Origin of the sequence: Curtobacterium sp. VKM Ac-1393, assembly GCF_015350995.1 — a bacterium.
Lineage (GTDB): Bacteria > Actinomycetota > Actinomycetes > Actinomycetales > Microbacteriaceae > Curtobacterium.
On sequence record NZ_JADKRW010000008.1, the window covers coordinates 1 to 26,018 of the forward strand.

Consider the following 26,018-nt stretch of genomic DNA (forward strand, 5'->3'; position numbering starts at 1 on the left):
AAGCTAAGCCTCTCAGCGCCGATGGTACTGCAAGGGGGACCTTGTGGGAGAGTAGGACGCCGCCGGACTTAACGTAGGTAACACCAGGGAACCCCTGACCAGTACTGGTCAGGGGTTTTCTGCGTTTCCGGACTGAGCCGTAGGATCAGCCAACGACGGAGGAACGATGACCGAAGCCTGGCCGGCACTGCCCGAGGGCTCCCGCCTGGCGCTGCGGGAGATCCTCATCCACGGCACACTTTCCCGTGCCGAGATCGCTCGGTCACTCGGGCTGTCACGGGCGAGCCTGACCCGGGCGATGCGGATCCTGGTGTCACACCGGTTGGTCGTCGAGGTCGGGACCGGGGTCCGTGGCGCCACCGGCCGTCCGTCGGAGCTCCTGCAGTCGAGTTCGGGGCAGTGGGAGTTCCTCGGCGTGAAGCTGACCCGGGAGCGCCTGTACGCCGCGGTGACCGACCTCGGCGGGCGCGTCCTTGCTCTGCACGAGGAGACGGTCGCCTCGACCGCGCCTGAGGCCCTGGCCGACCAGATCAGCACCGTGCACGAGCGCCTTCGGGCTGTGCACCCGGCGATCTGCGCGGTGGGGGTGTCCCTGCCCGGTGACGTGCTCACCCGGGGCGGCGAGGCCGTCGTGGCGTCGTCGCCGTTCCTCGCGTGGACCGACGTCCCCTTCGCACGGATGGTGCGAGGGCGAACGGGACTGCCGACCTTCACGGCGAACGACGTCCACGCCCTGACCGTCAAGGAGCACTGGTTCGGTGCCGGTGCAGGCCGGGGCTCGATGGCCCTGGTCACCGTCGGCGAGGGGCTCGGTCTCGGACTCATCGTGAACGGGCAGGTCTCCACCGGCGAGCACGGGCGGCTGGGTCGGATCGGGCACCTGCCGGTCCTCGGCGGAGGACCCGACTGCGGCATCGGCCATGCTGGGTGTGCCTCGAGCTACCTACCGAGTCCGGTGATCGTCCGGAACGCCGGCCGCGAGGGGTCGTCGTACGAGCAGGTCGTCGAACTCGCCCGAGACGGCGACGAGCGGGCTGTGGCCGCCTTCGAGGACGCCGGGCGAGCACTCGGTGTGGTCCTGGCGACCGCGGTGCACATCGCCGACCCCGCAGCGATCGTCCTGACCGGTGACGGCCTGCCGGTGTACGACCTGGCACGGACCACTGTGGACGAGTCGCTCCGTGCGGCCCTGGCGCCGTACCGGCAGCCGGTGACCGTCGAGGTGCAGCCGTTCGAGTTCTCGGAGTGGGCACGAGCGGGGGCGGTCCTCGCGATCCGCCAGCTGCTCGAGACCTGATGTGGCAGCACTGACGGCGCGTTAGTTACACACGTTGACAAACGCCGCTGGAGACGGGAGGCTGGTGCGGTCCACCCATCGAAGGAGATGCCGTGACCGCTGCCCCCACCGTCCCGTGGCCGACCGACGGCCTGTCGTTCGGCGGCGACTACAGCCCTGAACAGTGGCCGCGCGAGGTCTGGCTCGAGGACGTCCGCCTGATGCGCGAGGCCGGGGTGAACCTGGTCACGATCGGGGTCTTCTCGTGGGCGCTGCTCGAGCGGTCGCCGGGGGAGTACACCTTCGAATGGCTCGACGACGTCATCGCCCTGCTGCACGACAACGGCATCGCCGTGGACCTCGCGACGCCGACCGCAGCGCCGCCGAACTGGCTGCTGACCGCCCACCCCGAGGTGCTGCCGGTGGATGCCACGGAGCGACGGGAGCGCCCGGGCGGACGTCTCGGGTGGTGTGCGGCGTCCACCGTCTTCCGCGAGCACGCCCTGCGGATCGTCGGTGCCCTGGCCGAACGCTACGGTCACCACCCGGCAGTCCGGCTCTGGCACGTGAGCAACGAGCTCGGTGGCGGGAACGGCCGCTGCTACTGCGAGGACTCGGCAGCGGACTTCCGGCGCTGGCTCGCCCACCGGTACGGGGACGTCGACACCGCGAACGCCGCGTGGGGAACGGCCTTCTGGGGGCACACCTACACGTCCTTCGACGAGGTCTCACCCCCGCGCGGCGTCGGCGGTGCGCCGAACCCCGGCCTCTTCCTGGACTTCGAGCGGTACTCGTCCGACGCCCTGCTCCGGCACTTCGATGCCGAGAAGGCCGTCATCGAGCAGCACTCGGACGTCCCCGTCACGACGAACTTCATGGTCGGTGCGGGATCACAGGTCGTCGACTACGCCGAGTGGGCGAAGCACGTCGCGATCCCGGCGAACGACCACTACACGCTGGTCGACGACCCGCACCGCGAGCAGGACCTCGCCCTCGCTGCCGACCGGATGCGCGGCATCACCGCCGGCCGCACGCCCTGGCTGCTGATGGAGCACTCGACGGGCGGCCCGAGCTGGCAGCAGCGCAACCGGGCGAAGGAACCGGGGGAGATCCTGCGGAACTCGCTCGTGCACGTGGCCCGCGGGTCCGACGGCGCACTGTTCTTCCAGTGGCGGGCCTCCACCGCGGGGGCCGAGCAGTTCCACTCCGCGATGGTCCCGCACGCCGGCACCCGCACCCGGATCTGGCGTGAGGTCGTCGCGCTCGGCCGGGCACTCCGCGACCTCGCCCCCGTGCAGGGCAGCCGCGTCGAACCGGCCCGGGTCGCGATCGTCGTCGACGAGCCGTCCGGCTGGGCGGTGCAGTCCGGGCTGAAACCGCACCGAGCACTGCGGTACTCGCGGGAGCTCCGCGCCTGGTACGCCGCGTTCCACGACCGGCAGGTGCTCACCGACGTCGTGCCCTCGGACGCCGACCTCGACGGCTACGACGTGGTGGTCGTCCCCACGATGCTCATCGCCGACGACGCCACCGCCGCACGGATCGCCGCGGTGGTCAACCGCGGCGCGACCCTCATCGTCACCTACCTGTCCGGCGTCGCCGACGAGACCGCCCGCATCCGCCCCGGCGGCTACCCGGGCGCGTTCCGGCAGGTGCTCGGCGCCTGGAGCGAGGAGTTCACCCCGCTGCAGCGCGACGAGACCCGCACGCTCGACGACGGCGGCACCGTCACCGACTGGGCCGAGGCCGTCGTGGTCGAGGACGCCGACGTCGTCCTCCGGTACACGGACGGCCCGCTCGCGGACCGCGCAGCGGTCACCCGCCGCGCCGTCGGCGGCGGCGCCTGGTACGTGTCCGCGATGCTGCCTGCCCAGAGCACCCAGCGGCTCGTGGACCGGGTCATCGAGGAGCGCGCGCTCCCGCGGACGGTCACCGCGCCTCCCGGCCTGGAGGCGGTGCGCCGCGTCCACGACGACGGATCCGTGTTCCTGTTCCTCGTCAACCACCGCGCGGACGACGTCACGGTCGTCGCGTCCGGCACGGACCTGCTCGACGGCTCCGGCCATGGGCCGGAGACCGTCGTGCGCGCCGGTCGCGTCCGCGTCCTGCGCGAGGAGCGTGCGTCGTGACCGTCGTGGAACGCGAGCCAGCGCCGGCGCGTGCGGTGGACGGCCGGCGGGTGCACGTCCTGCGCGCCGGCGGGGTGTCGCTCGTGCTGGCGACCACCGACGAGGGGCTGCCGGAGGTGCTGCACTGGGGCCGCGACGTCGGACCCGTCGCGGACGACGACGGCCCCGACCTGCGGCTCGCGCTCGGCCGGCCGCTCGGGCCGAGCGCCCTCGACGCGGCCTGGCCGCTGACCGTGCTGCCGACCGAACGCGACGGATGGGAGGGGCGGCCGGGCATCGCCGGGCACGTCGACGGGCTGCCGCTCGTGCCGCGGTGGCGCGACGTCCAGGTGACCGCGGAGCCGGGCGTGCTGGTCGTGACCGCGGAGTCCGACGAACTGCTGCTGCGGAGTGCCTTCCGGCTCGATGCCGCCGGCGTGCTGCGCGTCGGGCACACCGTGACGAACGGGGCCGCCGTGCCCGTGCACCTGCAGGCGCTCGAGGCGACGCTGCCCGTCGACGAACGGGTCGGCGAGGTACTCGACCTGGCCGGACGGTGGACCCGGGAGCGCACCCCGCAGCGGCGGACCCTGACCGCCGGCAGCCATGCGCGGGAGAGCCGCCGCGGTCGCACCGGTCACGACGCCCCGACGCTGCTCGTGCTCGGGACGCCCGGGTTCTCGGACGCTTCCGGTGCGGTCTGGGGCGTGCACCTGGCCTGGAGCGCCGACTCGGTGCACCGGTACGACCTGCTCGCCGAGGCGCGACCGCTGCTCGGGGCCGGGGAACTCCTGCGCGCCGGCGAGGTGGTCCTCGAGCAGGGGGAGTCCTTCGCCGCGCCGGACGCCGTCTTCGTCTGGAGCGACGCCGGGCTCGACGGCCTGTCCGATCGGCTGCACGACTCGCTCCGCAGCCGCCCCGGCCACCCGAAACGCCCGAGGCCCGTGGTCCTCAACACCTGGGAGGCCGTCTACTTCCGGCAGGAACTCGCGCCCCTGGTGGCCCTGGCCGAGACCGCGGCGGACATCGGCGTCGAGCGGTTCGTGCTCGACGACGGCTGGTTCCTCGGGCGCCGCTCGGACGCGACCTCGCTGGGGGACTGGCGCGTCGACCCGACGGTGTGGCCGGACGGCCTCGGGCCGCTCGTCGACCGGGTCCGCGGACTCGGCATGGAGTTCGGGCTGTGGTTCGAGCCCGAGATGGCGAGTCCGGTGTCCGAGCTCGCAGCCGCGCACCCCGAGTGGCTGCTGCAGCGCCCCGAGGACGACGTCCGCACCTGGCGGAACCAGTACGTGCTCGACCTGGCGAACCCCCTCGCGCGGGCGCACGTGCTCGAGGCGATGTCCGCGGTCATCGGGGCGCACCACGTCGACTTCGTGAAGTGGGACCAGAACCGCGACATCGTGCACGCGGTCCACGCCGGACATGCCGGCATCGACGCACACACCCGCGGGGTCTGGACGCTGATGGACGCCCTGCGCGCCCGGCACCCGTGGCTCGAGATCGAGGCGTGCGCGAGCGGTGGCGCCCGGGTCGACCTCGGCGTGTTGGAACGCACCGACCGGGTGTGGCCGTCCGACTCGAACGACGCGTTCGAACGCCTGCCGATCCAGCGGTGGACCGAGGCGCTGCTGCCGCTCGAGCTGATCGGCTCGCACGTCGGCCCCGAGGTCTCGCACACCACCGGACGGCACCTCGACCTGGACTTCCGGATGGCGGTGTCGCTGTTCGGGTCCGCCGGCATCGAGACCGACGTCACCCGGCTGTCCCCGTCGGAGCTCGACCGGCTGCGGGCGTGGACGGCGTTGTACAAGCGGGAGCGCGGGCTGCTGCACACCGGGCGCCTGCGACACCTGGAGCTCGGTGACCCCGGGCTCGTGGCGACCTCGGTCGTGGCCGTCGACCGGTCGCGAGCGCTGGTGCGGGTCGCACGGACGGAGACCGGGCCGCAGTCGTTGCCGGTGCCGTTGCGGATGCGGGGGCTCGACCGGGCGCGGCGGTACCGGCTCGCCCCCGTCTCGGGGCTGCGGGTGCCGCACGGGCTCGACATGGTGCCGCCGGCGTGGCTCGTGCGCGGGCACCTGGAGCTGTCGGGTGCGGTGCTCGAAGACGTCGGGGCGCGGCTGCCGCTGCTGGCCCCCGCGACGGCGATCGTGCTCGAGCTGCACGCCCTCGACTGACCCGCCCCGGCCGAGCGGGCGAAATGCCCGGGTGCGGGTCCGGAGGACCCGGGCATTTCGCCCGCTCGCGGTCCGTGCATGCCGAGCGGGCGAACCATCCGGGTGCTCGGCGTGGGGACCGGGGTGTTTCGCCCGCTCGCGGTCCGTGCATGCCGAGCGGGCGAACCATCCGGGTGCTCGGCGTGGGGACCCGGGTGTTTCGCCCGCTCGTGGATGGCCCGCGCCGACCGCGACGGGCCGCCCCGTCAGGGGAGGAGCGAGCCCGCGTGGCGGAGGACGAGCGGGCCGACGAGCGCCTCGGGGCCGATGCCCGGCGCACCCGTCACCGTGAAGGTCACCGACTCGCCGGCGAGCAGGGACACCAGCCCGTCGTCGACCCGAGCGGCGGGGTCCACGCGGTCCGGGAACAGCGAGACGTCCCGCGCGTAGGACGTCGCCGTCACCGTCACGACCGCCCCGTCGTCGGTCGCCGTGACCGAGGTGGACAGCGGCGATCGGGCGAGCGCCTGGTCGACGACCTCGGCGAAGTCGAACACCGTGCGGGTCCCCGCTCCGGTGACGACGAGGACCTCGGACCCGGCGTCCCCGGGCACGGCGAGCGAGGAAGGCAGTGTGACCCGGTCGGCGTCGGCGGGTGCGGCGGCGAGCGGGAACGACGACGACGCGAGCATCGTGCCGTCGAACGCGACACGGGAGACCGTGACCCCGTCGGCGACCGGCACCCCGGACGCGTTCACGAGCACGACGTCGAGCCCACCAGCAGCGCCAGCAGCCCCGACAGCAGACGGCTGCACCGTGAGCAGCACCGGCTCGTACGCCTGCCGCACCGCGTACCAGACCGGCTTCCGGATGCCCGCGTGGTCGACGAGCGCCCAGGACACCACGGGCCAGTCGTCGTTGAGCTGCCAGACGATCATCCCGGTGTTGTCGGGCGTGCGGGACCGGAACCACTCCATGCCGAAGCGGATCGCGTGCGCCTGGTTGAGCTGCGACGCGAAGTGCCAGTCCTCGATGGATGCCGGCATCGGCAGGTGCCCGCGCATGCCGTCGGCGAGCTTCCGGTTGCCCTGGTCGGCCTTCTGGTGCACGAGCATCTCGTGGCCGTCGGGGTCGAGCGGCTCGTCGTGCACCACCCCGGTCAGGGTCGACCAGGCGGGCGGCCCCTGGAACCCGAACTCCGCCACGAACCGTGGGTTCCAGTCGGCGTAGGCGCGGTAGTCGAGCCGGTTCCAGACATCCCAGATGTGCACGCTGCCGTTCCGCTCGTCGTTCGGCGTCAGGTACTCGTCGAACGAGAACGGGCTGCCCGGCGTGTACGGGCGGGTCGGGTCGAGCTCGGCGACGATCGACGGCAGCAGCGAGCGGTAGTACCCGTTGCCCCAGGTCCGGCCGACGAGCGACGGCCGCCACCCCCACTCGGCGTACGCGACGAGGTTCTCGTTGTTGCCGTTCCACACCACGAGCGACGGGTGCGGGCTGAGGCGGGTGACGGCTTCGCGGACCTCGGGCTCGACCTCGTCGGCGAGCCAGGGCTCCTCGGCGTAGGCGGCGCAGGCGAACAGGAAGTCCTGCCAGACGAGCACGCCGAGCTCGTCGCAGCGGTCGTACAGGTCGTCGGACTCGTAGATCCCGCCGCCCCAGATGCGGAGCAGGTTGACGTTCGCCTCGATCGCGTCGTCGATCCGGTCGGCGTAGCGCTCGGGGGTCATCTCGGTCAGGTACGCGTGGTCGGGGATCCAGTTCGCGCCCCGGACGATCACCGGCCGGTCGTTCACCCGCAGCAGGAACGGCGCGCCACCGGCGTCGGCGGCGGTGTCGAGCGTCACGGTGCGGAATCCGACGCGGCCGGTCCAGACGTCGTCGCCGACCTCGACCCGGACGTCGTACAACGGCTGGTCGCCCTCGCCGCGCGGCCACCAGACGGCGACGTCGGGGACCTCGAGCCGCACGACGGCGGTGCCGTCGACGACGGCGCGCACGCCGGTGACGGACGTCGCGCCCGGCACGGACGGGCGGCCGGGAGGCACGGTGCCGGACCCGACGGGCGTCGCCGCCGCCTCGGTGCCGCTCGCGCCGGGGGCGGACGTGCTCTGCTCGGCCAGGGCGGCGCCGTGGCCGTCGGCCCCGCCGGCGGTGACGTGCGGGGTCAGGGTGACCCGCGCCTCCAGGCCGATCCGACCGGACACCCCTGCGACCGGAGCCGACCCGATGTGCTGGGAGAAGGCGCCGGAGGAACCTGCGGACTCGACGTCCACGTGCGCGGTGAGCACGCCGGTCGTGCCGTCGACGTCGACGAGCGGGCGGACGGCCGCGATGCGGGCGCCGCTCCACGACTCGATGCCGATCGACTTCCAGATGCCGCTCGTGGCGACGTCGATGCCCCAGTCCCAGCCGAAGTTCGACGCGTTCTTGCGGAGCGCGTTGTACGGGTGGTGGTTGACGTGGGGGAGTTCGCCGCCGTGCAGGGCGGACAGCCGCTCGGCCGCGGGGACCGGGGCGTCGAAGGTGATCACGAGCTCGTTCGCGCCGGGGCGCAGCAGGTGCCCGACGGGGAACCGGTACGTGCGGTGCTGGTTCGCGGTTGTGGCGACGACGATGCCGTTCAGCTCGATCGTCGCGAGGGTGTCGAGCCCCTTGGCGACGAGGTCGTGGCGGGCGTGCCTGGTCGGGCCCGTGCCGGTCTCGCCCGACCACGCGAAGGTGCGGCGGTACCGCCACACCGTGTCGCCGATCCACTGGGTCGCGGCCTCGTTGTCGCCGTCGAACGGGTCGGGGATCCGGCCCGCCCGCAGCAGGTCGGTGTGCACGCAGCCGGGGACGATCGCGGCGACCGGTTCCCGGTGCGCATCGGCCTGCGCCGGGCCGTGCACCGCCTCGACCGTCCACGTGCCGTCCAGGGTGGTCCGCTCCATTGCGTCTCCTCAATCGTGACGGGGCCGTGACCCGACCCCTTGACCGCCTTAGTTTACGCGTGTAACAATCACGCTCACAACGTGGATCCTGCGACGACGCAGACCGAGAGGACAACGATGTTCAACCCAACCCGTTCACGGCTCGCCATCGGCGCCGCCGTCCTCCTCGCCGCCGGCCTCGCGCTGAGCGGCTGCAGCGCGAGCGGCAGCGCCAGCACGAAGGACGACGCCGCCTCGACCCTGGTCGCCTACACCGGACAGTCCGGCGACTACCAGATCAACTTCAACCCGTGGTCGCCGTCGAACATCGGTGGCGTCGGCACGATCTACGAGTCGCTGTTCTTCATCACCAACGTCAACACGAACGACCCGAAGCCGCTGCTCGGCAAGTCGTACGAGTGGAACACCGACGGCACGCAGCTCACCATCACGCTGCGCGACGGGGCGACCTGGAGCGACGGCGAGCCGTTCACGTCGAAGGACGTCGTGTTCACGCTCGACATGCTCACGAAGCAGAAGGCCCTGAACTCGATCGGCTACGACGGCACCGCGAAGGCCGACGGTGACGACAAGGTCGTCGTGACGTTCGACAAGCCGTCGTTCGTGCTCGGCCCGAACCTGCTCGGCAAGACCTGGATCGTCCCCGAGCACCTGTGGAAGGGCATCGACCCGACCACCGACGTCGTGCGCGAGCCCGTCGGCACCGGCCCGTACACGCTCGGCACCTTCAAGGCGCAGGCCTTCACCCTCGAGGCGAACAAGAAGTACTGGGGCGGCGCCCCGGCCGTGAAGACCATCCGCTACCTGTCGCTCTCCGGCAACACCGCCGGCGCCGACGCCCTCAAGCAGGGGTCGATCGACTGGCAGACCGGCCCGGTGCCGAACATGGACGACATCCCCGCCAACTACAACGGCTACGACGGCATCACCGTCGGCCAGAACCAGATGGCACTGCTCACCTGCGCGAACACCGACCTCGGCTGCACCGGCCCGCAGACCGACCCGGCCGTCCGGCACGCCATCGCCGACGCGATCAACCGCAAGCAGCTCAACTCGCTGGCGTTCGAGAACACCGCGAGCGAGATCTCGCCGACCTTCGCGCTCACCACGACGCAGAAGGACACCATCTCGAAGGACATCGAGCCGGCCGTGATGCCGGAGACCGCCGACAAGGCCGCCGCCGCGTCGTCGCTCGAGGGCGCCGGGTGGAAGAAGGGTTCTGACGGCATCTACGCCAAGGACGGCAAGAAGCTGTCCCTGACCGTCGAGGTCGTCACCGGCTGGACCGACTACATCACCGCGATCGACACGATGACGCAGCAGCTCAAGGCCGCGGGCATCGAGCTCAAGGCGCAGCAGTCGTCGTGGAACGAGTGGACCGACAAGAAGACCAAGGGCAACTTCGAGCTCGCGATCGACTCGCTCGGCCAGGGCCCGACGGCGAACCCGTACTACCTGTACAACAACTACTTCACGACGGCGAACACGGCGAAGGTCGGTGCAGCGGCCCCGATGAACATCTCGCGGTACAGCAACCCCGACGTCGACAAGGCCATCGCGAAGCTCGCCACGATCGACCCGTCCGACACCGCCGCGACGCAGCCCGAGCTCGACACGATCCAGCAGCACATCGTCGAGGACCTGCCGTACATCCCCGTGATGACCGGCGGCACGACGAGTGAGTTCCACGCGGCGAAGTTCACCGGCTGGCCCACGAAGGACGACCTCTACGCCTTCCCGGCGGTCTGGGCGAGCCCGGACAACGCCGAGATCTTCAAGGCACTGAAGCCGGCGAAGGGCTGACCACGATGGGATCGCGACCGAGGAGCACTCGACGATGACCTACTTCCTGCGCAAGATCGGCTTCTACATCGTTGCCCTGTGGGCAGCGTTGACGCTGAACTTCATCATCCCGCGGCTGCTGCCCGGGAACCCGGTGGACATCCTGCTCGCCAAGCTCCAGCAGCGCGGCGGGCAGGTGACCCCGGCGACACGGCAGGCGTACGAGCTGCTCCTCGGTGGCGATTCCTCGGAGCCGCTGATCTCCCAGTACGGCCACTACCTGGTCAACGTGTTCCGCGGTGACCTCGGGGTGTCCGTCAGCTACTTCCCGGCGCCCGTCACCGAGGTCATCGCGAGCTCGCTGCCGTGGACCATCGCCCTGGTCGGCATCGCGACGATCCTGGCCGCCATCATCGGCGTCGGCCTCGGTGCATTCGTCGGCTGGCGTCCGGGCACCTGGCTCGACTCGTTCGTGCCGGCCACCACCCTGCTCGCCGCGGTGCCGTACTTCTGGCTCGCGCTGATCCTGGTGTACTTCTTCGCCACCGGCATCCACCTGTTCCCGGCGCAGGGCGGCTACGACGTGATCCTCACACCGGGGTTCAACTGGGACTTCATCGCCTCGGCGATCCAGTACGGCGTGCTGCCGGCCGTGACGATCGTGCTCGCGTCGCTCGGTGGGTGGCTGCTCGGCATGCGCAACATGATGGTGTCGACGCTGTCCGAGGACTACATCACCACCGCCCAGGCGAAGGGGCTGTCCGACGGCAAGATCCTGCGGAACTACGCCGCCCGGAACGCCGTCCTGCCGTCGGTCGCCGGGTTCGCGATCTCCCTCGGGTTCATCGTGTCCGGCTCCGTCGTCACCGAGCAAGTGTTCTCGTACCCGGGCATCGGGTCGAAGCTGCTGTCCGCCGTGACGAACAACGACTACGCGCTCATGCAGGGGATCTTCCTGTTCATCACCCTGGCGGTCCTCGGCGCGAACCTCGTCGTCGACCTGCTGTACGGGCTCATCGACCCGCGGACGCGGGCGCGGAGCTAGGGAGGACACGCCATGACCAACATCCAGCAGGACACCGAACCCACGATCGGCGCACTCGCCGAGGAAGCCGACGCCGGGTCGACGCGGAGCATCGCCACGGCCCGCGCGACACGACCGAAGGGTGGTGTCCGCCGCTTCCTGCCGACCCTGACCCCGTGGCTCGTCACCGGCATCGCCCTCGTCGCCGGCGTCACGCTGTTCGGGGTCATCGGTCCGCTGCTCGTCGGCGACCCGACCACCATCCGCGACTCCGGGCTGCAGGGACCGAGCGGGTCGAACGTCCTCGGCACCACCCAGACCGGGCAGGACGTCCTCGCGCAGCTCGCGTACGCCACCCGGGGCAGTCTGCAGATCGGCCTGATCGTCGGCGTGCTCGCCACGGTGCTGTCCGCGTTCTTCGGGATCCTCGGCGCCTACCTGGGCGGGATCATGGACGAGGCGTTCTCGCTGTTCTCGAACGTGTTCCTCGTCATCCCCGGCCTGCCGCTCGTCATCGTCATCTCGGGCCTGGTCCCACGTGAGGCGCGCGGGCTCTGGACCATCGCCATCGTCCTCGCGATCACCTCGTGGGCCGGGTCCGCCCGGGTCCTGCGCGCGCAGACGATGTCGATCCGCAACCGCGACTACGTCTCCGCCGCCCGCGTCGCCGGGGAACGACCCTGGCGGGTCATCGCGGTCGAGATCCTGCCGAACCTGCTGCCCGTCCTGGCGTCGCAGTTCGTGTTCGCGGTGATCGCCGCGATCCTCGGGGAAGCGGGACTGTCGTTCCTCGGGCTCGGGGCGTCGAACTCGTCGACGCTCGGCACCATGCTCTTCTACGCCCAGAACGGCTTCGCACTGGCGAACGGCGCCTGGTGGTGGTTCGTGCCGCCCGGCCTGCTCATCGCCCTGCTCGGCATGGGCCTGTCCCTGGTGAACTTCTCGATCGACGAGGTCATCAACCCACGACTCGCGAACGTGCGTGCCCAGCGGCGGCGCGAACGTCGCGCCAAGCGTGCCGCCCGCGCCTCGCGTCCCGCACGCACCACGAAGGAGTCCGTCCGATGAGCGCCGAAGCCGTGCTGACGATCGACCACCTCGACGTCGTCTACGAGACCGAACACCCCGTGCACGCCGTCAAGGACGTGTCGCTCACCCTGGCGCCCGGCGAGATCCTCGGGCTCGCGGGGGAGTCCGGCTGCGGCAAGACGACCCTTGCCTACGCCATCACCCGGCTGCACCGACCGCCGGCGAAGGTCACCTCGGGCAGCATCACGTTCCACGACCGCGACGGCACCGACATCGACCTGCTCGGCCTGCCGCACGAACAGCTGCGGGCCGTGCGCTGGTCGAAGCTGTCGATGGTGTTCCAGGGCGCGATGAACGCCCTCAACCCGGTCACCACCATCCGGGCGCAGCTCGACGACGCGCTGAAGGAACATCGGCGCGACCTGTCCCGCAAGGAACGGCGGGCGATCGCCGAGGACGCCCTGAGCCGCGTCGGCGTCGACCCGTCCCGCATCACCGCGTACCCGCACGAGCTGTCCGGCGGCATGCGGCAGCGCGTGATGATCGCGATGGCGATGCTGCTCGAACCGCAGATCATGATCATGGACGAGCCCACCACCGCGCTCGACGTCGTGGTGCAGCGCGAGATCCTGCGCGAGATCGTCCGCCTGCGCGACGAGCTCGGGTTCGCCGTCGTGTTCATCACGCACGACCTGCCGCTGCTGCTCGAGATCAGCGACCGCATCGCGATCATGCTGCGCGGCGAGGTCGTCGAGTGCGACCGCGCCTCGGTCATCCAGCACGACCCGAAGCACCCGTACACGCAGAAGCTGCTGCAGTCGTTCCCGAGCCTGTCCGGGGAGCGCGGCGCGTTCATCCGCTCCGGCGTCGACGACCACGCTGCCGCCGTCCACGAGGAGATCCGATGACCAGCGTGACCGTCAGCCACCTCGGCAAGGACTTCCACACCCGCAAGGGCCTGAAGCGCACCACCCTGCACGCCGTCGACGACGTGTCGTTCGAGCTGCTGCCCGGGAAGACCGTGGCGTTGGTGGGGGAGTCCGGCTCGGGCAAGTCCACCATCGCCCGGATGCTCGCCAAGCTCGAGAGCACCACCCGCGGCTCGATCGACGTGCGGCTCGAGGACGGCACACCCGTCGTCGGCAGCATGTACCGCCGGCACGTGCAGATGGTGTTCCAGGATCCGTTCGCGTCGCTCAACCCGTTCCACTCGATCGAGCACCACATCGCCCGGCCGCTCCAGCTGCACCACCGAGCCCGGGGCGCCGACGAGACCGCCGAGAAGGTGCGGGAACTGCTCGGCCGCGTCAACCTCGACGAGGACTTCGCGAGCCGCCGCCCCCACGAGCTCTCCGGTGGACAGCGGCAGCGCGTCGCGATCGCCCGGGCACTCGCTCCCGGGGCCCAGGTGCTCATCGCCGACGAACCGGTGTCGATGCTCGACGTGTCGATCCGGCTCAGCGTGCTCAACCTGATGGGACGCCTGCAGCGCGAGGACCACCTCGCCGTGCTCTACATCACGCACGACCTGGCGACCGCACGGCACTTCTCCGACGAGATCCTGGTGCTCTACCGCGGCCGGGTCGTCGAACGCGGCCCCTCCGACGCCGTGATCCTCGACCCGCAGCACGACTACACCCGGCTGCTCGCCGAGGCCGCCCCCGACCCCGAGCGCGTCGACCGCAAGGTGACCTCGGGCAGCGCGCTCGACCGCTCGAAGATCGACAACACCACCTGCTACGACCACGGGGTCGGGGCATGGGTGACCAGTGAGCCCGCACCGGTCGGCGCACGGTGAGCGGAGTCTTCGCCGACTGGGTCACCCCAGGGTTCTCGGCACGGTTCCGGATCGGCGACGACCAGCCCGCAGCGCTCGTGTCGTTCGTGGCGGCCGGCGGAGCACGCGCCGACGGGGTGCTCCTCGATGGGCCTGACGATCCGCAGCCGCTGGTGGAGCTGACGACGATCGGACACGGGCGGTTCCCGGGTGGGTTCCGGCACGTGGACTCCACGATCGGGGCGCGACTGCGACCCGTGTCGTGGCGTGCGTCCGACGACGCGACCGATCCGTGGTTGCGGATCGTGCAGGCGGACGCTGCCACGGGCCTCCAGGTCGAGTCGGTGTTCCGGGCGCGCGCCGACGTCGCGGCGTTCCAGACGTGGACCGAGGTGTCCGCCGAGCACGGTGAGCACGTCGTGGACTTCGTGTCGTCGTTCGCGACCGGGGCGTTCCTGACCGACTCCGGGGTCGGCGTCGACGGCCTGGCCCTCGTGCACGCGGACAACGACTGGGCGGCCGAGAGCCGGTGGCGGACCGATCCGCTGCGATCGATCGGACTCGCGGCGATCGACCGCGAGGCGCAGCACCACCCACCCCGCAGCCGCGCCGTCGTGCAGAACCGGGGGTCGTGGTCGACGGGCGAGGCGCTGCCGATCGGCGTGCTGACGCCTGCTCCGTCCGCTGGTGCTGCGCCCTACGCGCTCGTCTGGCAGGTCGAGCACAACGGGCCGTGGTTGTACGAGCTCGGCGAGACCCGGCGGCACGCCTACGTGCTGCTGAGCGGGCCGACCGACCAGGAGCACCAGTGGACGACGGTCGTGGCTCCGGGACAGCCGTTCGTCTCGGTGCCGGTGTCGGTGGGGATCGCCGGCTCGGTCGGTGGGGCGTTCGAGGTGCTCACGGCGCAGCGTCGGGCGTTCCGGCACGTGCGCGAGGCCGATCGAGCCCTGCCGCTCGTGTTCAACGACTACATGAACACGCTCATGGGGGACCCGACCACCGAGAAGCTGCTGCCGCTGATCGACGCCGCCGCCGAGGCCGGAGCGGACCTGTTCTGCATCGACGCCGGCTGGTACGCCGAGGGGCACTGGTGGGACACCGTCGGAGCCTGGGAGGAGGCTGCGTCGCGGTTCCCGACCGGGCTCGGGTTCGTCATCGACCACATCCGGTCGCGGGGGATGCAAGCCGGGCTCTGGCTCGAACCCGAGGTCATCGGCATCCACTCGCCGTTGGCGATCTCGCTGCCGGAGGATGCCTTCGTGCACCACCGCGGTGTGCGGGTCGCGGAGCACGGACGGCACCTGCTCGACCTCCGGTCACCGGCCGCGCGGGCGCACCTCGACGCGGTCGTCGATCGACTGGTCGGGTCGCTCGGCGTGACGTTCTTCAAGATGGACAACAACACGATGACCGGGCCGTTCGCCGGGATGCTCGACCACCAGCGTGCGCTGCTCGACTGGCTCGACGACGTGCAGGCCCGGTACCCGTCGCTGCTCATCGAGAACTGCGCCTCGGGAGCGATGCGCGCCGACTCCGCGATGCTGTCCCGGTTGCACATGCAGTCGACCTCCGACCAGCAGGACCCGGTGCTGTCCGCGTCGATCGCCGCCGCCGCCCCCGCCGCGATGCTGCCCGAGCAGGCGGGGAACTGGGCGTACCCGGCACCGTCGATGTCGCCCGACCTGTTCGACCTGTCGCTCGTGAACGGGGTGCTCGGGCGGATGTACCTGTCGGGCTACCTCAACGAGATGTCGTCGTCGCAGCGTGCGGTGGTGCGTTCTGCGATCGAGGCCCACCGGACAGTGCTCGAGGTCATCGAGTCGTCGGTGCCGGTGTGGCCGCTCGGGCTGCCGGCCTGGGAGGACCCCTGGCTCGCGCTCGGCCTGCGGGCGGCGTCGGGCGACCTGTACCTGTCGGTGTGGGCGCTGCCCGGTGCGTCGGGATCGGTGTCGTTGCCGCTGCCGGCATTCGCCGGGCTGGCGGTCGTCGTCGAGCCGCTGTTCCCGACGGCGCTCGGGTCGTGGACCGTGGCATGGGACGCCGCCTCGGGCTCGCTCGAGGTCGCGAACGGCGGCGCGACCCCCACAGCGCGGGTGCTCCGCGTGCGACCGGAGGGGACGGACACGGAGCACTGAGCGGGGCGCGCGTCGGAGCGGACGGGAGGCGCGGTGCAGGCAGGCGCCGTGCCTCTCGTCCTGTCGGTGGTCGCGTCCACGGCGCGGGGGACGCGGGTCCGCGTCCGACCGGTGACGGTTCTGGTTCACGATCCTCGGGGATCGTGAACCAGAACCGTCAGGAGTGGGGCAGGAAGAGGCGCCCCGTCACGCCTGGTCGTCGTCGGGGCGGCGCGGGGCGCGGAGCCGCAGGGTCGCGCCGAGGCCGATGACCAGGAAGCCGGCGGCCGAGAACGCGGCGGCGCGGGTGCCGTCGGAGAATGCCTCGGCGGCGTCGGCGCGGTTCTGCCCCTCGAGGCTGGCGATCGCTCCGCCCGAGGACTGCACGACGGTGTCGGCGATCTTCTCGGCCTGGGAGGTCGAGACGCCGGTGTCCTGCAAGCGGTGCTCGAGGATGCTGCCGGTCGAGGTGAACAGCACCGTGCCGAGCACCGCGATGCCGAGTGCCGAACCGATCTGGCGCGCGGTGCTCTGGGCGCCGGAAGCCTCGCCGCTGCGCTCCACGGGGACGTCCTGCAGCACGACGCCGGTGAGCTGAGCCGTCGCGAGTCCGACGCCGAAGCCGTAGACGAACAGGCACGGCACGATCGCCCACCACGGGGTCGACGAGGTCACGGCGAACCCGATCGCGGCGACCCCGACGATCTCGGCGCCGATGCCCATCCGCACGATCGGCAGCGCCCCGATCCGCTGTCCGACCGTGGCCGCGAACCCGCTCGCGACGAACGACCCGATCGCCAGGGCCAGCAGCACGAAGCCGGTCTGCAGCGCCGAGTAGCCGAGGACGTTCTGCAGCCAGAGGGGCAGCGACAGGATGATGCCGAACTCGCCGAGCGACACGATGAGCGCCGCGATCGAGCCGTTCCGGAACGAGCCGATGCCGAAGAGGTCGAGGGCGATGAGCGTCGACCGGCCCGCGCGCTGCCGTCGCCGGGAGCGGACGACGAAGGCCACCCCGGCAGCGATCGCGATCACGAACGCGACGGGGATCGGCGAGACCGGGCCGTCCCACGACCACGAGCCGATCGTGAGCGGTGTCGACGACGGAGTCCACCAACCGTAGGTGCGACCCTCGATCAGCCCGAAGACCAGCGCAGCGCTCGCGATCACGGACAACAGGGCGCCGACGAGGTCGATGCGGCCGGTGTGCTCGGCGTCGTGCGACTCCCGCACGGCGACCGCGAGGCCGACCAGGATGACCGCCACGATCGGGACGTTGATGCCGAAGGCCCACCGCCACGAGAAGTCCGTCGTCAGCCAGCCGCCGAGCAGCGGACCGACCGCCACCATCCCGCCGATCGTGGAGCCCCACACCGCGAAGGCGATGCCGCGCTCCCTGCCGGTGAACGTCGCGTTGAGGATCGACAGGGTGGTGGGCAGGACCATCGCGCCACCGACACCCTGCAGCACGCGGGACGCCACGAGCAGTTCGCCCGTCGGGGACAGCGCCGCCAGGACCGACGCCACCGCGAAGAGGATCACGCCGATGGTCAGCAGGCGTCGGCGACCGAAGCGATCGGCGACGGCACCGAAGACGAGCAGCAGCGCGGCGAAGACCAGCGTGTAGCTCTCCTGCACCCACTGCACGAGGGTCGAGCCGATGTCGAGGTCGGCGACGATGCTCGGGATCGCGACGTTCACGATCGTGGAGTCGACGATGATGAGCGCGACCGCCAGGCTGATCACGACCAGACCGATCCACCGGCGGCGATCCGGGGTGGTGGTGGGAGCTGCGGCTGGGGCGCTCATGTGCGTGTCCTCTCAGATGATCAGCATGCTGACTACCTGAAGGTACACCCGCTCCCGATGTCCGTCGCACCGGGGGATCACGGGAGCAAGCGGAGCTCCATGGCGCGGGTCACTGCACGGGTGCGGTCGTTCACGCCGAGCTTCTCGAACACGTGCCCGAGGTGCGTCTTCACCGTCGTCTCGCTGAGGAACAGGGCGCGGCCGATCGCCGGGTTCGAGTTGCCCTGGGCGACGAGCTGCAGGACCTCGAGCTCGCGCGGGGTCAGGGACGGGCCAGCAGCCACGGCCGACGAACCCGTTGCTCGTCGGACCAGCGCAGCGGCGGCCGAGGGGGCCAGTGCCGTCTCGCCCCGAGCCGTCGCCCGCACCCCGGCGAGGATCTCGGACTCCGGGGCCGCCTTGAGCAGGTAGCCGGTGGCCCCGGCCTCGATGGCCGCGAGGATCTGGTCGTCGGACTCGTACGTCGTCAGGATCAGGACGCGGGCGTCCGGCTCCGCAGCGAGGATCTGCGCCGTCGCCGCATCACCGTCGAGCTCGGGCATCCGGAGGTCCATCAGCACGACGTCGGGGCGCTCCGCCAGCACGACGGACACCGCCGCGCGACCGTCGCTGGCCTGCCCCACCACGTCGATGTCGTCGGCGTCCTGCAGCAGCGCGACGATGCCCGAGCGGACGATCGGGTGGTCGTCGGCGACCACGACGCGGATCACCGGGTCACCTCCGCCACGGGGTGACGATCGGCGGACGGGAGGCCCGGTGCGGCCCCGGTGGGCAGGGTCGCCTCGACGACGGTGCCCCGGCCCGGGGCGCTCGTGATCGTGCAGGTGCCGCCGGCGAGGGCGAGGCGCTCCCGCAGCCCGCGCAGACCGTGCCCGGCCGTGGGCTGCTCGGGGTCGAACCCGGCGCCGTCGTCCGTGATCCGCAGCACGGTCTGCCCGTCCTCGGGGAGCAGGTGGACCTGCGCCGAAGCGGAGCCGGCGTGCGCGCGGACGTTGGACAGGGCCTCCTGAGCGACGCGGAGCAGGACGACCTGTGCGTCGCGATCCAGTGCGCAGTCGGACGCGGCGTCGACCGTGACCAGCGTCCCCGTTTCGCGGGTGTGCCGTTCGGCGAGGCGGTGGAGGGCGCCGGCGAGGCTGTCGCGGGTCATGCCGGCGGCACCGGCTGCGACGAGGGCGCGGGATTCCTCGAGGGCGGCGCGGGCGGACTCCTCGAGGACGGTGAGCCGTTCCTCGAGCGCATCGAAGCGGTCGTTCGCCAGGTCCCCGCGAGCCCGTTCGGTGAGCATGACGATGCCGGCGAGGTTCTGCGCGACGGTGTCGTGGATCTCGCGGGCCAGGCGCTCCCGTTCGCTCGCGATGCCCGCGGTGCGGTTCGCGTCGGCGAGGGAATGCTGGGTGGCGCGGAGTTCCTCGACGAGCTGGCGGCGTTCCTCGGACAGACCGGCGACGCTCGAGATCCACACGCCCATCGCGCAGGCACCGATCACGCTGATGCCCTCGATGAGCAGGGTGCTGACCAGGGCGTCCGGGCCGCTCGACAGCTGCAGGCCAATACCGCTCGCGAGCCCGACCGTGACGGACAACACGACCGCGGTGCGGACGCGCTCCGTCTGCACCCAGACCAGCGGGAACACGATGCACTGCACGAACGCGGTGCTCGGCACGACGGCCGGCAGCACCAGGGCGGCGACGACGACGAGCGGCAGGAACGCGGCGGCGGCTCGAGGGCTGTCGTAGCCACGGTGCCCGAACGCGAGGTACGCCACGACGAGGACCACCACAGCGAGGTAGGCCGGCCAGCGGGTCGACCACGGGGACCAGCCGAGCGCGGTGATCACAGCGGTGAGGAGCATCGTGCCCGCGAAGAAGACGTGCAACCACCGGTTGCGCATCCACGTCTCGCCGCTCATGACGACAGCATCCCATCGATGCAGGACCGCGGAGCGGTTCTCCACAGGCCCCATCAGGAGTCCTTGCGGTTCCAGCGGAAGGTGAGTGCGCAGGCCACCGTGCCCCCGACCAGCCACGCGACCAACACGAGCGTTCCGAGGGCCAGGTGCCACGCGCCTCCCGGCTCGGCGGACGCGAACGCGTCGGGCAGGAACACCGACCGCATGCCGGACGCCATCCAGCGCAGGGGGAAGACGGAGGCGACGTTCTGCAGCCAGTCGGGCAACTGGGTGAAGGGCAGGTAGACGCCCGAGATGAACTGCAGGACCAGGACGATGGGAACGATCGTGGCGGTGGCGCGGCGGCCCTCGCGGGGGAGCGCCGAGATCGCGATGCCGAGGACGCAGCTGGTGGCGATGCCGAGGACCATCACGCCGGCGAAGACGCCCCAGTTGCTCGCGGCGGTCGGCAGGTCGACGCCGAACACCAGGCTCGCGATCCCGAGCAGCAGTGCCGTCTGCACGACGGTGGTGACGAGCACCATGCCGATCTTGCCGACGAAGTAGCTCAGGACCGGCAGGGGGGTGCCGCCGAGGCGCTTCAGCGTGCCGTCGCTGCGTTCGGTCGCGATGTCGACGCCGAGGGACTGGGTGCCGGAGAGCAGGACGCCCGTCGCGACCAGGCCCGGCAGGTAGTACGTGGCGTAGTCGACGCTGACGCCCTGGCCTGCCTGGATGTCGGGGGCGCTGCTGAACGCCACCGAGAACAGCGCCAGCATGATGATCGGGAAGAGGAACGTGAAGAAGACCGCGTCGGGGGCACGGAAGTAGGAGCGGATCTCGTACGAGATGCGGCTGGTCGCGGTGTTCACTTCTGGCCCACCATTCCGAGGTAGACGTCCTCGAGGGACGGGCGGATGACTTCGAGGTCGTGCATGGCTTGGTCCTGGCTCCGGATCAATGCGACGGGGTCGGTCGTGCGTTCGTCGTGGTGTTCGCCGGCGTCGTCGCGCCAGCGGACCCGTGGTGTGCGGGCTGCGGCGCCGCCGATCTCGTCGATCGGGGCGATGTCGAGCAGCTTGCCGTCGGCGATCACCGCGGCCCGGTCGGCGAGCTGGGCGGCTTCGTCGAGGTAGTGCGTGGTGAGCAGGATCGTCGTGCCCTCGGACTGCACCTGGCGCAGGAGGTCCCAGAACTGGCGACGGGCCTCGGGGTCGAAGCCCGTGGTCGGTTCGTCGAGGAACAGGACCTCGGGGCGGCCGATGATGCCGAGGGCGACGTCCACGCGGCGGCGCTGGCCACCGGAGAGTCGGGCGATGCGGGTGTTGCGCTGGTCCGTGAGCCCGACTGCCCCGAGGAGTTCCTCGGTGGTGCGGTGCTTCGGGTACAGCGTCGCGAAGTGGTTCAGCTGCTCGGCGACCGTGACGTTCGGGGACTCGGCGCTGGTCTGCAGGACGATGCCGATGCGTGCGTTGTGGCTGCGGCTGGTCCGGGCGGGGTCGTGGCCGAGGACGCGGACCTCGCCGGCGGTGCGGGAGCGGTACCCCTCGAGGATCTCGACCGTCGTGGACTTGCCGGCGCCGTTCGGGCCGAGGAGGGCGAAGGTCTCGCCGGGCTGGATGACGAAGCTGACGTCATTCACGGCGACCTTGCCGGTGGCGTACTGCTTGCTGAGGTGCTGGACCTCGATGGCGGGGGACTCGGGCATGGGTCCAGCCTGGCCGGTGGGGCGCCGCGGGGGATCGGTGGGGGCGGTGGTGCTGCATCCTCCGATCGGGGGATGGCATGACGGTGCCCGCCGATCGTGGTGATCGGCGGGCACCGTCGCGCGCTGCGATCAGCCGATGCTCGGGCTCGCGGTCATACCGACACCGCCCGTGTGGGCGAAGCCATCGGTGCCCGCGGTTCCGACCCACGTCCAGAGCGAGCCGGTGTTGGCCTGCACTGCGACGGCGACGTCGCCGCCCACGGTGTCGATGGCCGGGCTGGTGCCGACCTTCATGCCGACGCCCGCGGAGTGTGCGGAGCCGGCATCACCGGGCGCACCGCGCCAGGTCCACAGATCACCGGTGTTCGCCTGCGCTGCGACGGCGAGCTGGGAGCCGACGAGGGTGATGGACGGGTTCGTGCCCGCCTTCATGCCGAGTGCGGTCTCCTTCGCGAGACCCGCCGTGCGCGGCGTCCCGCTCCACACCCAGAGCTTGCCGGTGTTCGCCTGCGCGGCGACCGCGATGGTCGAGCCGTTCACGCGCGTGACCGACGGGCTCGTGCCGTCCTTCATGCCGAGACCGGTGTCGGCTGCGGTGCCCTTCTGGGCTGCGGTGCCGTACCAGGTCAGCAGCTTGCCGCTGTTCGCCTGGAACGCCACGGAGACGCCGCTGCCGACGGCCGTGATCGACGGGTTCGTGCCGGCCTTCATGTCGTAGCCGGTGGACAGTGCGGTCCCGGCAGACCCGGGCGTACCCGTCCAGGTCCAGAGCTCGCCGGTGTTCGCCTGGAACGCGACCGCGTACTGGCCGCCACCGAGCGACACGATCGCCGGGCTCGTGCCGAGCTTCATGCCGACGTTCGCCGAGGCTGCGGTCCCCACCTGCCCGGCCTTCCCACGCCACGTCACCAGCGAGCCGCCCGGCGACGCGAACGCGGCCGCGGAGTCGGAGCCGGTCGAGGCGATGGCCGGCGACGTACCGTCCTGCACGTCTCGCCCGGAGTTCGCGGCGAAGCCCTCACTGCCGGCCTCGCCCACCCAGGTCCACAACGTGCCGGTGTTCGCTCGGACGGCGACGTGCGACTGGACGATCGTCCCCGGGAAGTTCGGGAACGACCACGGGATCGGTGTGCCCTGGCTGACGGTGCGACCGCAGGTGAAGTAGTCGTTCAGTCCGGTCTGGCTCGTTCCGTCACGCTTCACCTCGAAGTGCAGGTGGTTGCCGGTCGACTTGCCGGTGGTCCCCACCGAGCCGATCCGCTCGCCCTTCGTGACGCTCTCCCCGACCGAGACGACCGGACTGCCGTCGATCATGTGCCCGTAGAGCGTTTGGTAGCCCGCGCCGTGGTCGATCACGACGTAGGTCCCGTAACCCGACTTCGCCGAGCTGTTGATGACCGTCCGGACCGTTCCGGCAGCCCCCGCGACGATCGACGAACCACCCGAAGCAGCGATGTCGATGCCCGAGTGCGGCGTGCCGTCGCAGTGGGCCCCCACGTACCCTGTCACCGTTCCGGACGCCGGCACGATGACGTCCCCCGTTGCCGCCTGCGCTGGAGTCACAGCGATCAGGCTCAATCCGGCTGCCAGAGCAACCGTCGCCGACAAGGCGAGAATCTTCTGCATGTCGTTCCCCTCAACGACCGCCGACGGTGGCGGTCGAGGGAACTCTCGCAGGGAGTAGAACTGCATTTCCACCCCCCGAACGGGTCCATGTGGGCCAAGGGGGCCGCATTCCGACGCAGGCGGACCGCGATGCGCACAGTGGTCCGGCCCGAAGGTGCGCGCCCGGGCAGTCGGCGGCCACCGGGACTGCTCGGTCGTGCACGGACTCGTGTTCTCGGCGAGCGGTGGTGTTCTCGTTCCGGGGCGATGACGGTCCTGGTTCGCGATCGTCGGGGATAGTGACCCAGAACCGTCACCGTCTCAGTACTCCGGCCGTGTCCAGTCCGTCGGTTGCACGAAGCGGGCGCGGGGCAGGACCTCGTCCGGCTGGGCGGTCCGGACGCTCGTGATGATCGTGGCCTCGCCGTGCTCGTAGGAACGGCGGGCGATACCGTCGCGCTCGTCGACCACCAGAGTCGTGCGGAACGCCGGGTCCTCGTGGTGCTCGAACGTCAGCAGGATCGAGTGCTCGCCGACGTGCTGGACCAGGATCGGGTGGAAGCTCTCGGGGCTGCGACCCCATCGGAGCATCAGGTCGGGCACGGCCATCCGGACTACGGGAGACGGGACCATGCTCCGGGCGAACGGCACCTCGATCGGGCCGTCGTCGGGCTCGTGCAGCACACCGTCGCGGTAGGAGACCGGCTTGTCGCGCTGGCGGACCAGGGACCAGGTCTGCGCGGCTTCGTCGACGTCGACGCGGAACTGCGAGTACTTCTGCCGGGACTCCTGGTGGATGCCCTCGAGGACGTACCGGGCGGGTCGGCGGAGGGCGGCGAGCTGCTCGGCGATCGCGGGGCCGTCGGACCGGGTGAGGAGTTCGTCGAAACGCACGGTGCCAGCATGGCGCACCACATGCCGTGGACCCTATCCCCTGACGGGCGGGAGGCGCGGGGCGGCTGGTGCAGGGCCTCCAGGCCGTGGGGTGGTCGCGTCAGGTTGCGTCAAGCAACGCGCGCGTAGACCGGGAGGATGCAGGTCGTCGGAGTCGAAACGTTCGGAGGGCCGGAGGCCCTCGCCGTCCACGAGGTGCCGGAGCCGCGCGCCGGTGCGGGGTCCGTGCGGATCCGGGTGCAGGCGTTCGCCGTGAACCCGACCGACACGGGGGTGCGTGCCGGGGAGCGGGACAGCTCGCAGGCCTCGCCGCCGTACGTGCCGGGGATGGACGCCGCCGGTGTGATCGACGAGGTCGGGCCCGACGTCACCGGGTGGGCGGTCGGTGACGAGGTCATGGCGATGGCGCTGCCGCTCAGCACGCACGGTGGGGCGTACGTGCAGGAGCTCGTCGCGCCGGTGGGGTCGTTCACGCGGATCCCTCGTGGGACGTCGATTTCGCTTGCTTCCACGGTCCCCATGAACGGGCTGACGGCGTTGCAGATCCTGTCGCTCGCCGGGCTGTCCCGCGGGGACACGCTCGCCGTGACCGGGGCTGCCGGATTGCTCGGGAACTACGTGGTGCAGCTCGCGGTCGCCGCCGGGCTGACCGTCATCGCTGATGCTGCTCCGGCGGACGAAGCGTTGGTTCGGTCGCTCGGGCCGGCGCACATCGTGCCGCGTGGTGATGGGTTCGCAGCCGCTGTCCGTGAGCTCGTGCCGGACGGGGTCGATGCGCTCGCCGATGCTGCGGTGCAGCGGTCCTCGGTCGTGGATGCGGTTCGCGACGGCGGAGTGTTCTTCGATGTGCGCGGGTGGCAGGGCGACGGGGCTCGGGGGATTGAGTTCGTGCAGATCATGGTGTTCTCGGAGTACCGGTCGTTCGACAAGCTCGAGCAGCTGCGGCATGCGGTGGAGAGTGGGACGTTGACGCCGCGGGTCGCTGAGGTGCTGCCGGCTGCTCGGGCTGTGGAGGCGCATGAGCGGTTGGAGGCCGGGGGGACGCGGGGGCGGTTCGTGCTGACCTGGTGAGCTGATGACGTGGTGATGGACGGGAGGCGCGGTGCCGGTTGGTGCCGTGCCTTCCGTCTGTCTTGACTCGACCTGTCAGATCGGCTGCGCGCCGCGTCCTGCTTCGTGCTCCCACGGCTCGTTCGATCGGCTCTTCGAGCAGGTTGCGGTGTTCTCGACCCATCGAAAGCGCGATCTCGCCATCGGCGACTACCTCTGGTCGTTGCCCTGCTCGATGCCTAACTTGCCGCCCGCCACCGCTACGACGACGGTCCCGATCAAGGCCAGTGAACCCACTGCGACGGTACCGAGGACCGCCGCCTTCGCTCGGTGGTTCTGCCCTTGCAACGCAGCCTGTTCCCGGACGGTCGTACCAATCGCCTCGGTGACCCGAAGCTTCTCTTCGAGCGTGAGCGCGGGGTCCTCAAGTACCGTCGCAAGAGCTGTTCTCCACTCCTCAAACGCCTCGTGCAGCTGGTCCTCGTTGTGGCTCATCGACCGCAATGTCTCACGGTGCGCATCTGTCAGCTTCTCCAGCGCTCCGGAAGCAAGCTTCTGGAACTCCGGTAGCTGAGCGATTAGCTTCATCTGCACCTCTGTGCTGAGATGCTCGACCTGCAACGCGAACTTTGAGAAGTTGCTGGCAGCGAGCTTCCTGAGCTTCTCGACCTTGCGTGCGCTCATTTCTTCCGTGGCGTCCTTCATTAGTTTCCCTGTTTCCGTCTTATGATGATTGTCGCGCAAACGACGTACGTCTTATCGTGCATACGGTTGCATAGGTCGGCTTGCTTCAGAACCTTGCTGAACTCTCGAAGCTTATGGGGCCTCGCACTGATCTGCAGTCGCTTGATCCAAG

19 protein-coding genes are annotated in these 26,018 nt (G+C 70.8%); 10 read left to right on the forward strand and 9 right to left on the reverse strand.

All coding sequences use genetic code 11. The annotated features are described in order from the left end of the window. The first annotated feature begins 166 nt into the window (after positions 1-166). The 3 genes from ITJ59_RS16855 to ITJ59_RS16865 all read left to right on the forward strand — a co-directional run bounded on the left by ITJ59_RS16855 (position 167) and on the right by ITJ59_RS16865 (position 5,564). Entirely contained in the window at positions 167-1,297 is a 1,131-nt protein-coding gene (locus tag ITJ59_RS16855; protein ID WP_194652455.1) for an ROK family transcriptional regulator, read from the forward strand. 92 nt (positions 1,298-1,389) lie between these two features. Continuing rightward, positions 1,390-3,405 (forward strand): beta-galactosidase, encoded by a 2,016-nt coding sequence (locus ITJ59_RS16860; RefSeq protein WP_194652456.1) that lies wholly within the window; start codon positions 1,390-1,392, stop codon positions 3,403-3,405. Then, positions 3,402-5,564 carry an alpha-galactosidase gene (locus ITJ59_RS16865; RefSeq protein WP_323749540.1) on the forward strand — a complete coding sequence of 721 codons (2,163 nt, stop codon included), beginning with the start codon at positions 3,402-3,404 and terminating at the stop codon, positions 5,562-5,564. Before ITJ59_RS16860 ends, ITJ59_RS16865 begins: the two co-directional genes overlap by 4 nt. Positions 5,565-5,809: 245 nt before the next feature. Here the strand turns inward: ITJ59_RS16865 and ITJ59_RS16870 are convergent, their stop codons facing one another. Then, entirely contained in the window at positions 5,810-8,476 is a 2,667-nt protein-coding gene (locus ITJ59_RS16870) for a glycoside hydrolase family 2 protein (protein ID WP_194652457.1), read from the reverse strand. A gap of 117 nt (positions 8,477-8,593) precedes the next feature. Between ITJ59_RS16870 and ITJ59_RS16875 the strand changes: the two genes are divergently transcribed. Genes ITJ59_RS16875 through ITJ59_RS16900 form a run of 6 tightly spaced genes read left to right on the forward strand, consistent with a single transcriptional unit; the run spans position 8,594 to position 16,226 of the window. Further along, positions 8,594-10,279: an ABC transporter substrate-binding protein gene (locus ITJ59_RS16875; protein WP_194652458.1), complete on the forward strand. Its 1,686-nt coding sequence runs from the start codon at positions 8,594-8,596 to the stop codon at positions 10,277-10,279. A gap of 34 nt (positions 10,280-10,313) precedes the next feature. Then, complete coding sequence (locus ITJ59_RS16880; protein WP_111086984.1) at positions 10,314-11,303, forward strand: ABC transporter permease; 990 nt, start codon at positions 10,314-10,316, stop codon at positions 11,301-11,303. 12 nt (positions 11,304-11,315) lie between these two features. Further along, positions 11,316-12,350, forward strand: coding sequence for an ABC transporter permease (locus ITJ59_RS16885; protein ID WP_194652459.1), 1,035 nt, complete (start codon positions 11,316-11,318; stop codon positions 12,348-12,350). Then, positions 12,347-13,219, forward strand: coding sequence for an ABC transporter ATP-binding protein (locus tag ITJ59_RS16890; protein WP_194652460.1), 873 nt, complete (start codon positions 12,347-12,349; stop codon positions 13,217-13,219). Before ITJ59_RS16885 ends, ITJ59_RS16890 begins: the two co-directional genes overlap by 4 nt. Next, positions 13,216-14,109: an ABC transporter ATP-binding protein gene (locus ITJ59_RS16895; protein WP_194652461.1), complete on the forward strand. Its 894-nt coding sequence runs from the start codon at positions 13,216-13,218 to the stop codon at positions 14,107-14,109. The genes ITJ59_RS16890 and ITJ59_RS16895 overlap by 4 nt, the downstream gene beginning before the upstream one ends. Beyond that, positions 14,106-16,226, forward strand: a complete 2,121-nt coding sequence (locus ITJ59_RS16900) for a glycoside hydrolase family 36 protein (RefSeq protein ID WP_194652462.1) — start codon at positions 14,106-14,108, stop codon at positions 16,224-16,226. The genes ITJ59_RS16895 and ITJ59_RS16900 overlap by 4 nt, the downstream gene beginning before the upstream one ends. A gap of 186 nt (positions 16,227-16,412) precedes the next feature. Here ITJ59_RS16900 and ITJ59_RS16905 read toward each other — a convergent pair whose 3' ends face one another. The 7 genes from ITJ59_RS16905 to ITJ59_RS16935 all read right to left on the reverse strand — a co-directional run bounded on the left by ITJ59_RS16905 (position 16,413) and on the right by ITJ59_RS16935 (position 24,112). Beyond that, the gene (locus tag ITJ59_RS16905) at positions 16,413-18,014 is read right to left on the reverse strand and encodes a DHA2 family efflux MFS transporter permease subunit (RefSeq protein ID WP_194652463.1); all 1,602 of its coding nucleotides are present in this window, start codon (positions 18,012-18,014) and stop codon (positions 16,413-16,415) included. 77 nt (positions 18,015-18,091) lie between these two features. Beyond that, positions 18,092-18,724 (reverse strand): response regulator, encoded by a 633-nt coding sequence (locus tag ITJ59_RS16910; protein WP_194652464.1) that lies wholly within the window; start codon positions 18,722-18,724, stop codon positions 18,092-18,094. After that, on the reverse strand, positions 18,721-19,926 hold the full coding sequence (locus ITJ59_RS19730) for a sensor histidine kinase (protein ID WP_194652465.1): 1,206 nt from the start codon (positions 19,924-19,926) through the stop codon (positions 18,721-18,723). The genes ITJ59_RS16910 and ITJ59_RS19730 overlap by 4 nt, the downstream gene beginning before the upstream one ends. Before the next feature lie 53 nt (positions 19,927-19,979). Beyond that, positions 19,980-20,777 (reverse strand): ABC transporter permease, encoded by a 798-nt coding sequence (locus ITJ59_RS16920; protein ID WP_194652466.1) that lies wholly within the window; start codon positions 20,775-20,777, stop codon positions 19,980-19,982. Continuing rightward, positions 20,774-21,613, reverse strand: coding sequence for an ABC transporter ATP-binding protein (locus ITJ59_RS16925; protein WP_194652467.1), 840 nt, complete (start codon positions 21,611-21,613; stop codon positions 20,774-20,776). Before ITJ59_RS16925 ends, ITJ59_RS16920 begins: the two co-directional genes overlap by 4 nt. Before the next feature lie 129 nt (positions 21,614-21,742). Then, positions 21,743-23,176, reverse strand: a complete 1,434-nt coding sequence (locus ITJ59_RS16930) for a murein hydrolase activator EnvC family protein (RefSeq protein WP_194652468.1) — start codon at positions 23,174-23,176, stop codon at positions 21,743-21,745. 363 nt (positions 23,177-23,539) lie between these two features. Then, the gene (locus ITJ59_RS16935) at positions 23,540-24,112 is read right to left on the reverse strand and encodes a hypothetical protein (protein WP_194652469.1); all 573 of its coding nucleotides are present in this window, start codon (positions 24,110-24,112) and stop codon (positions 23,540-23,542) included. A 138-nt stretch (positions 24,113-24,250) separates the two neighbouring features. Here ITJ59_RS16935 and ITJ59_RS16940 point away from each other — a divergent pair, with 138 nt between their 5' ends. After that, the gene (locus tag ITJ59_RS16940) at positions 24,251-25,183 is read left to right on the forward strand and encodes an NADP-dependent oxidoreductase (RefSeq protein WP_194652470.1); all 933 of its coding nucleotides are present in this window, start codon (positions 24,251-24,253) and stop codon (positions 25,181-25,183) included. Between the two features lie 189 nt (positions 25,184-25,372). Here ITJ59_RS16940 and ITJ59_RS16945 read toward each other — a convergent pair whose 3' ends face one another. After that, positions 25,373-25,867, reverse strand: a complete 495-nt coding sequence (locus ITJ59_RS16945) for a hypothetical protein (protein WP_194652471.1) — start codon at positions 25,865-25,867, stop codon at positions 25,373-25,375. Positions 25,868-26,018: the final 151 nt, after the last annotated feature.

Coding starts and splice junctions, on each gene's coding strand:
- ITJ59_RS16855 (WP_194652455.1), top strand. CDS start 167: ATGACCGAAGCCTGGCCGGCACTGCCCGAGGGCTCCCGCCTGGCGCTG.
- ITJ59_RS16870 (WP_194652457.1), bottom strand. CDS start 8,476: ATGGAGCGGACCACCCTGGACGGCACGTGGACGGTCGAGGCGGTGCAC.
- ITJ59_RS16875 (WP_194652458.1), top strand. CDS start 8,594: ATGTTCAACCCAACCCGTTCACGGCTCGCCATCGGCGCCGCCGTCCTC.
- ITJ59_RS16880 (WP_111086984.1), top strand. CDS start 10,314: ATGACCTACTTCCTGCGCAAGATCGGCTTCTACATCGTTGCCCTGTGG.
- ITJ59_RS16885 (WP_194652459.1), top strand. CDS start 11,316: ATGACCAACATCCAGCAGGACACCGAACCCACGATCGGCGCACTCGCC.
- ITJ59_RS16890 (WP_194652460.1), top strand. CDS start 12,347: ATGAGCGCCGAAGCCGTGCTGACGATCGACCACCTCGACGTCGTCTAC.
- ITJ59_RS16895 (WP_194652461.1), top strand. CDS start 13,216: ATGACCAGCGTGACCGTCAGCCACCTCGGCAAGGACTTCCACACCCGC.
- ITJ59_RS16905 (WP_194652463.1), bottom strand. CDS start 18,014: ATGAGCGCCCCAGCCGCAGCTCCCACCACCACCCCGGATCGCCGCCGG.
- ITJ59_RS19730 (WP_194652465.1), bottom strand. CDS start 19,926: ATGAGCGGCGAGACGTGGATGCGCAACCGGTGGTTGCACGTCTTCTTC.
- ITJ59_RS16925 (WP_194652467.1), bottom strand. CDS start 21,613: ATGCCCGAGTCCCCCGCCATCGAGGTCCAGCACCTCAGCAAGCAGTAC.
- ITJ59_RS16940 (WP_194652470.1), top strand. CDS start 24,251: ATGCAGGTCGTCGGAGTCGAAACGTTCGGAGGGCCGGAGGCCCTCGCC.
- ITJ59_RS16945 (WP_194652471.1), bottom strand. CDS start 25,867: ATGAAGGACGCCACGGAAGAAATGAGCGCACGCAAGGTCGAGAAGCTC.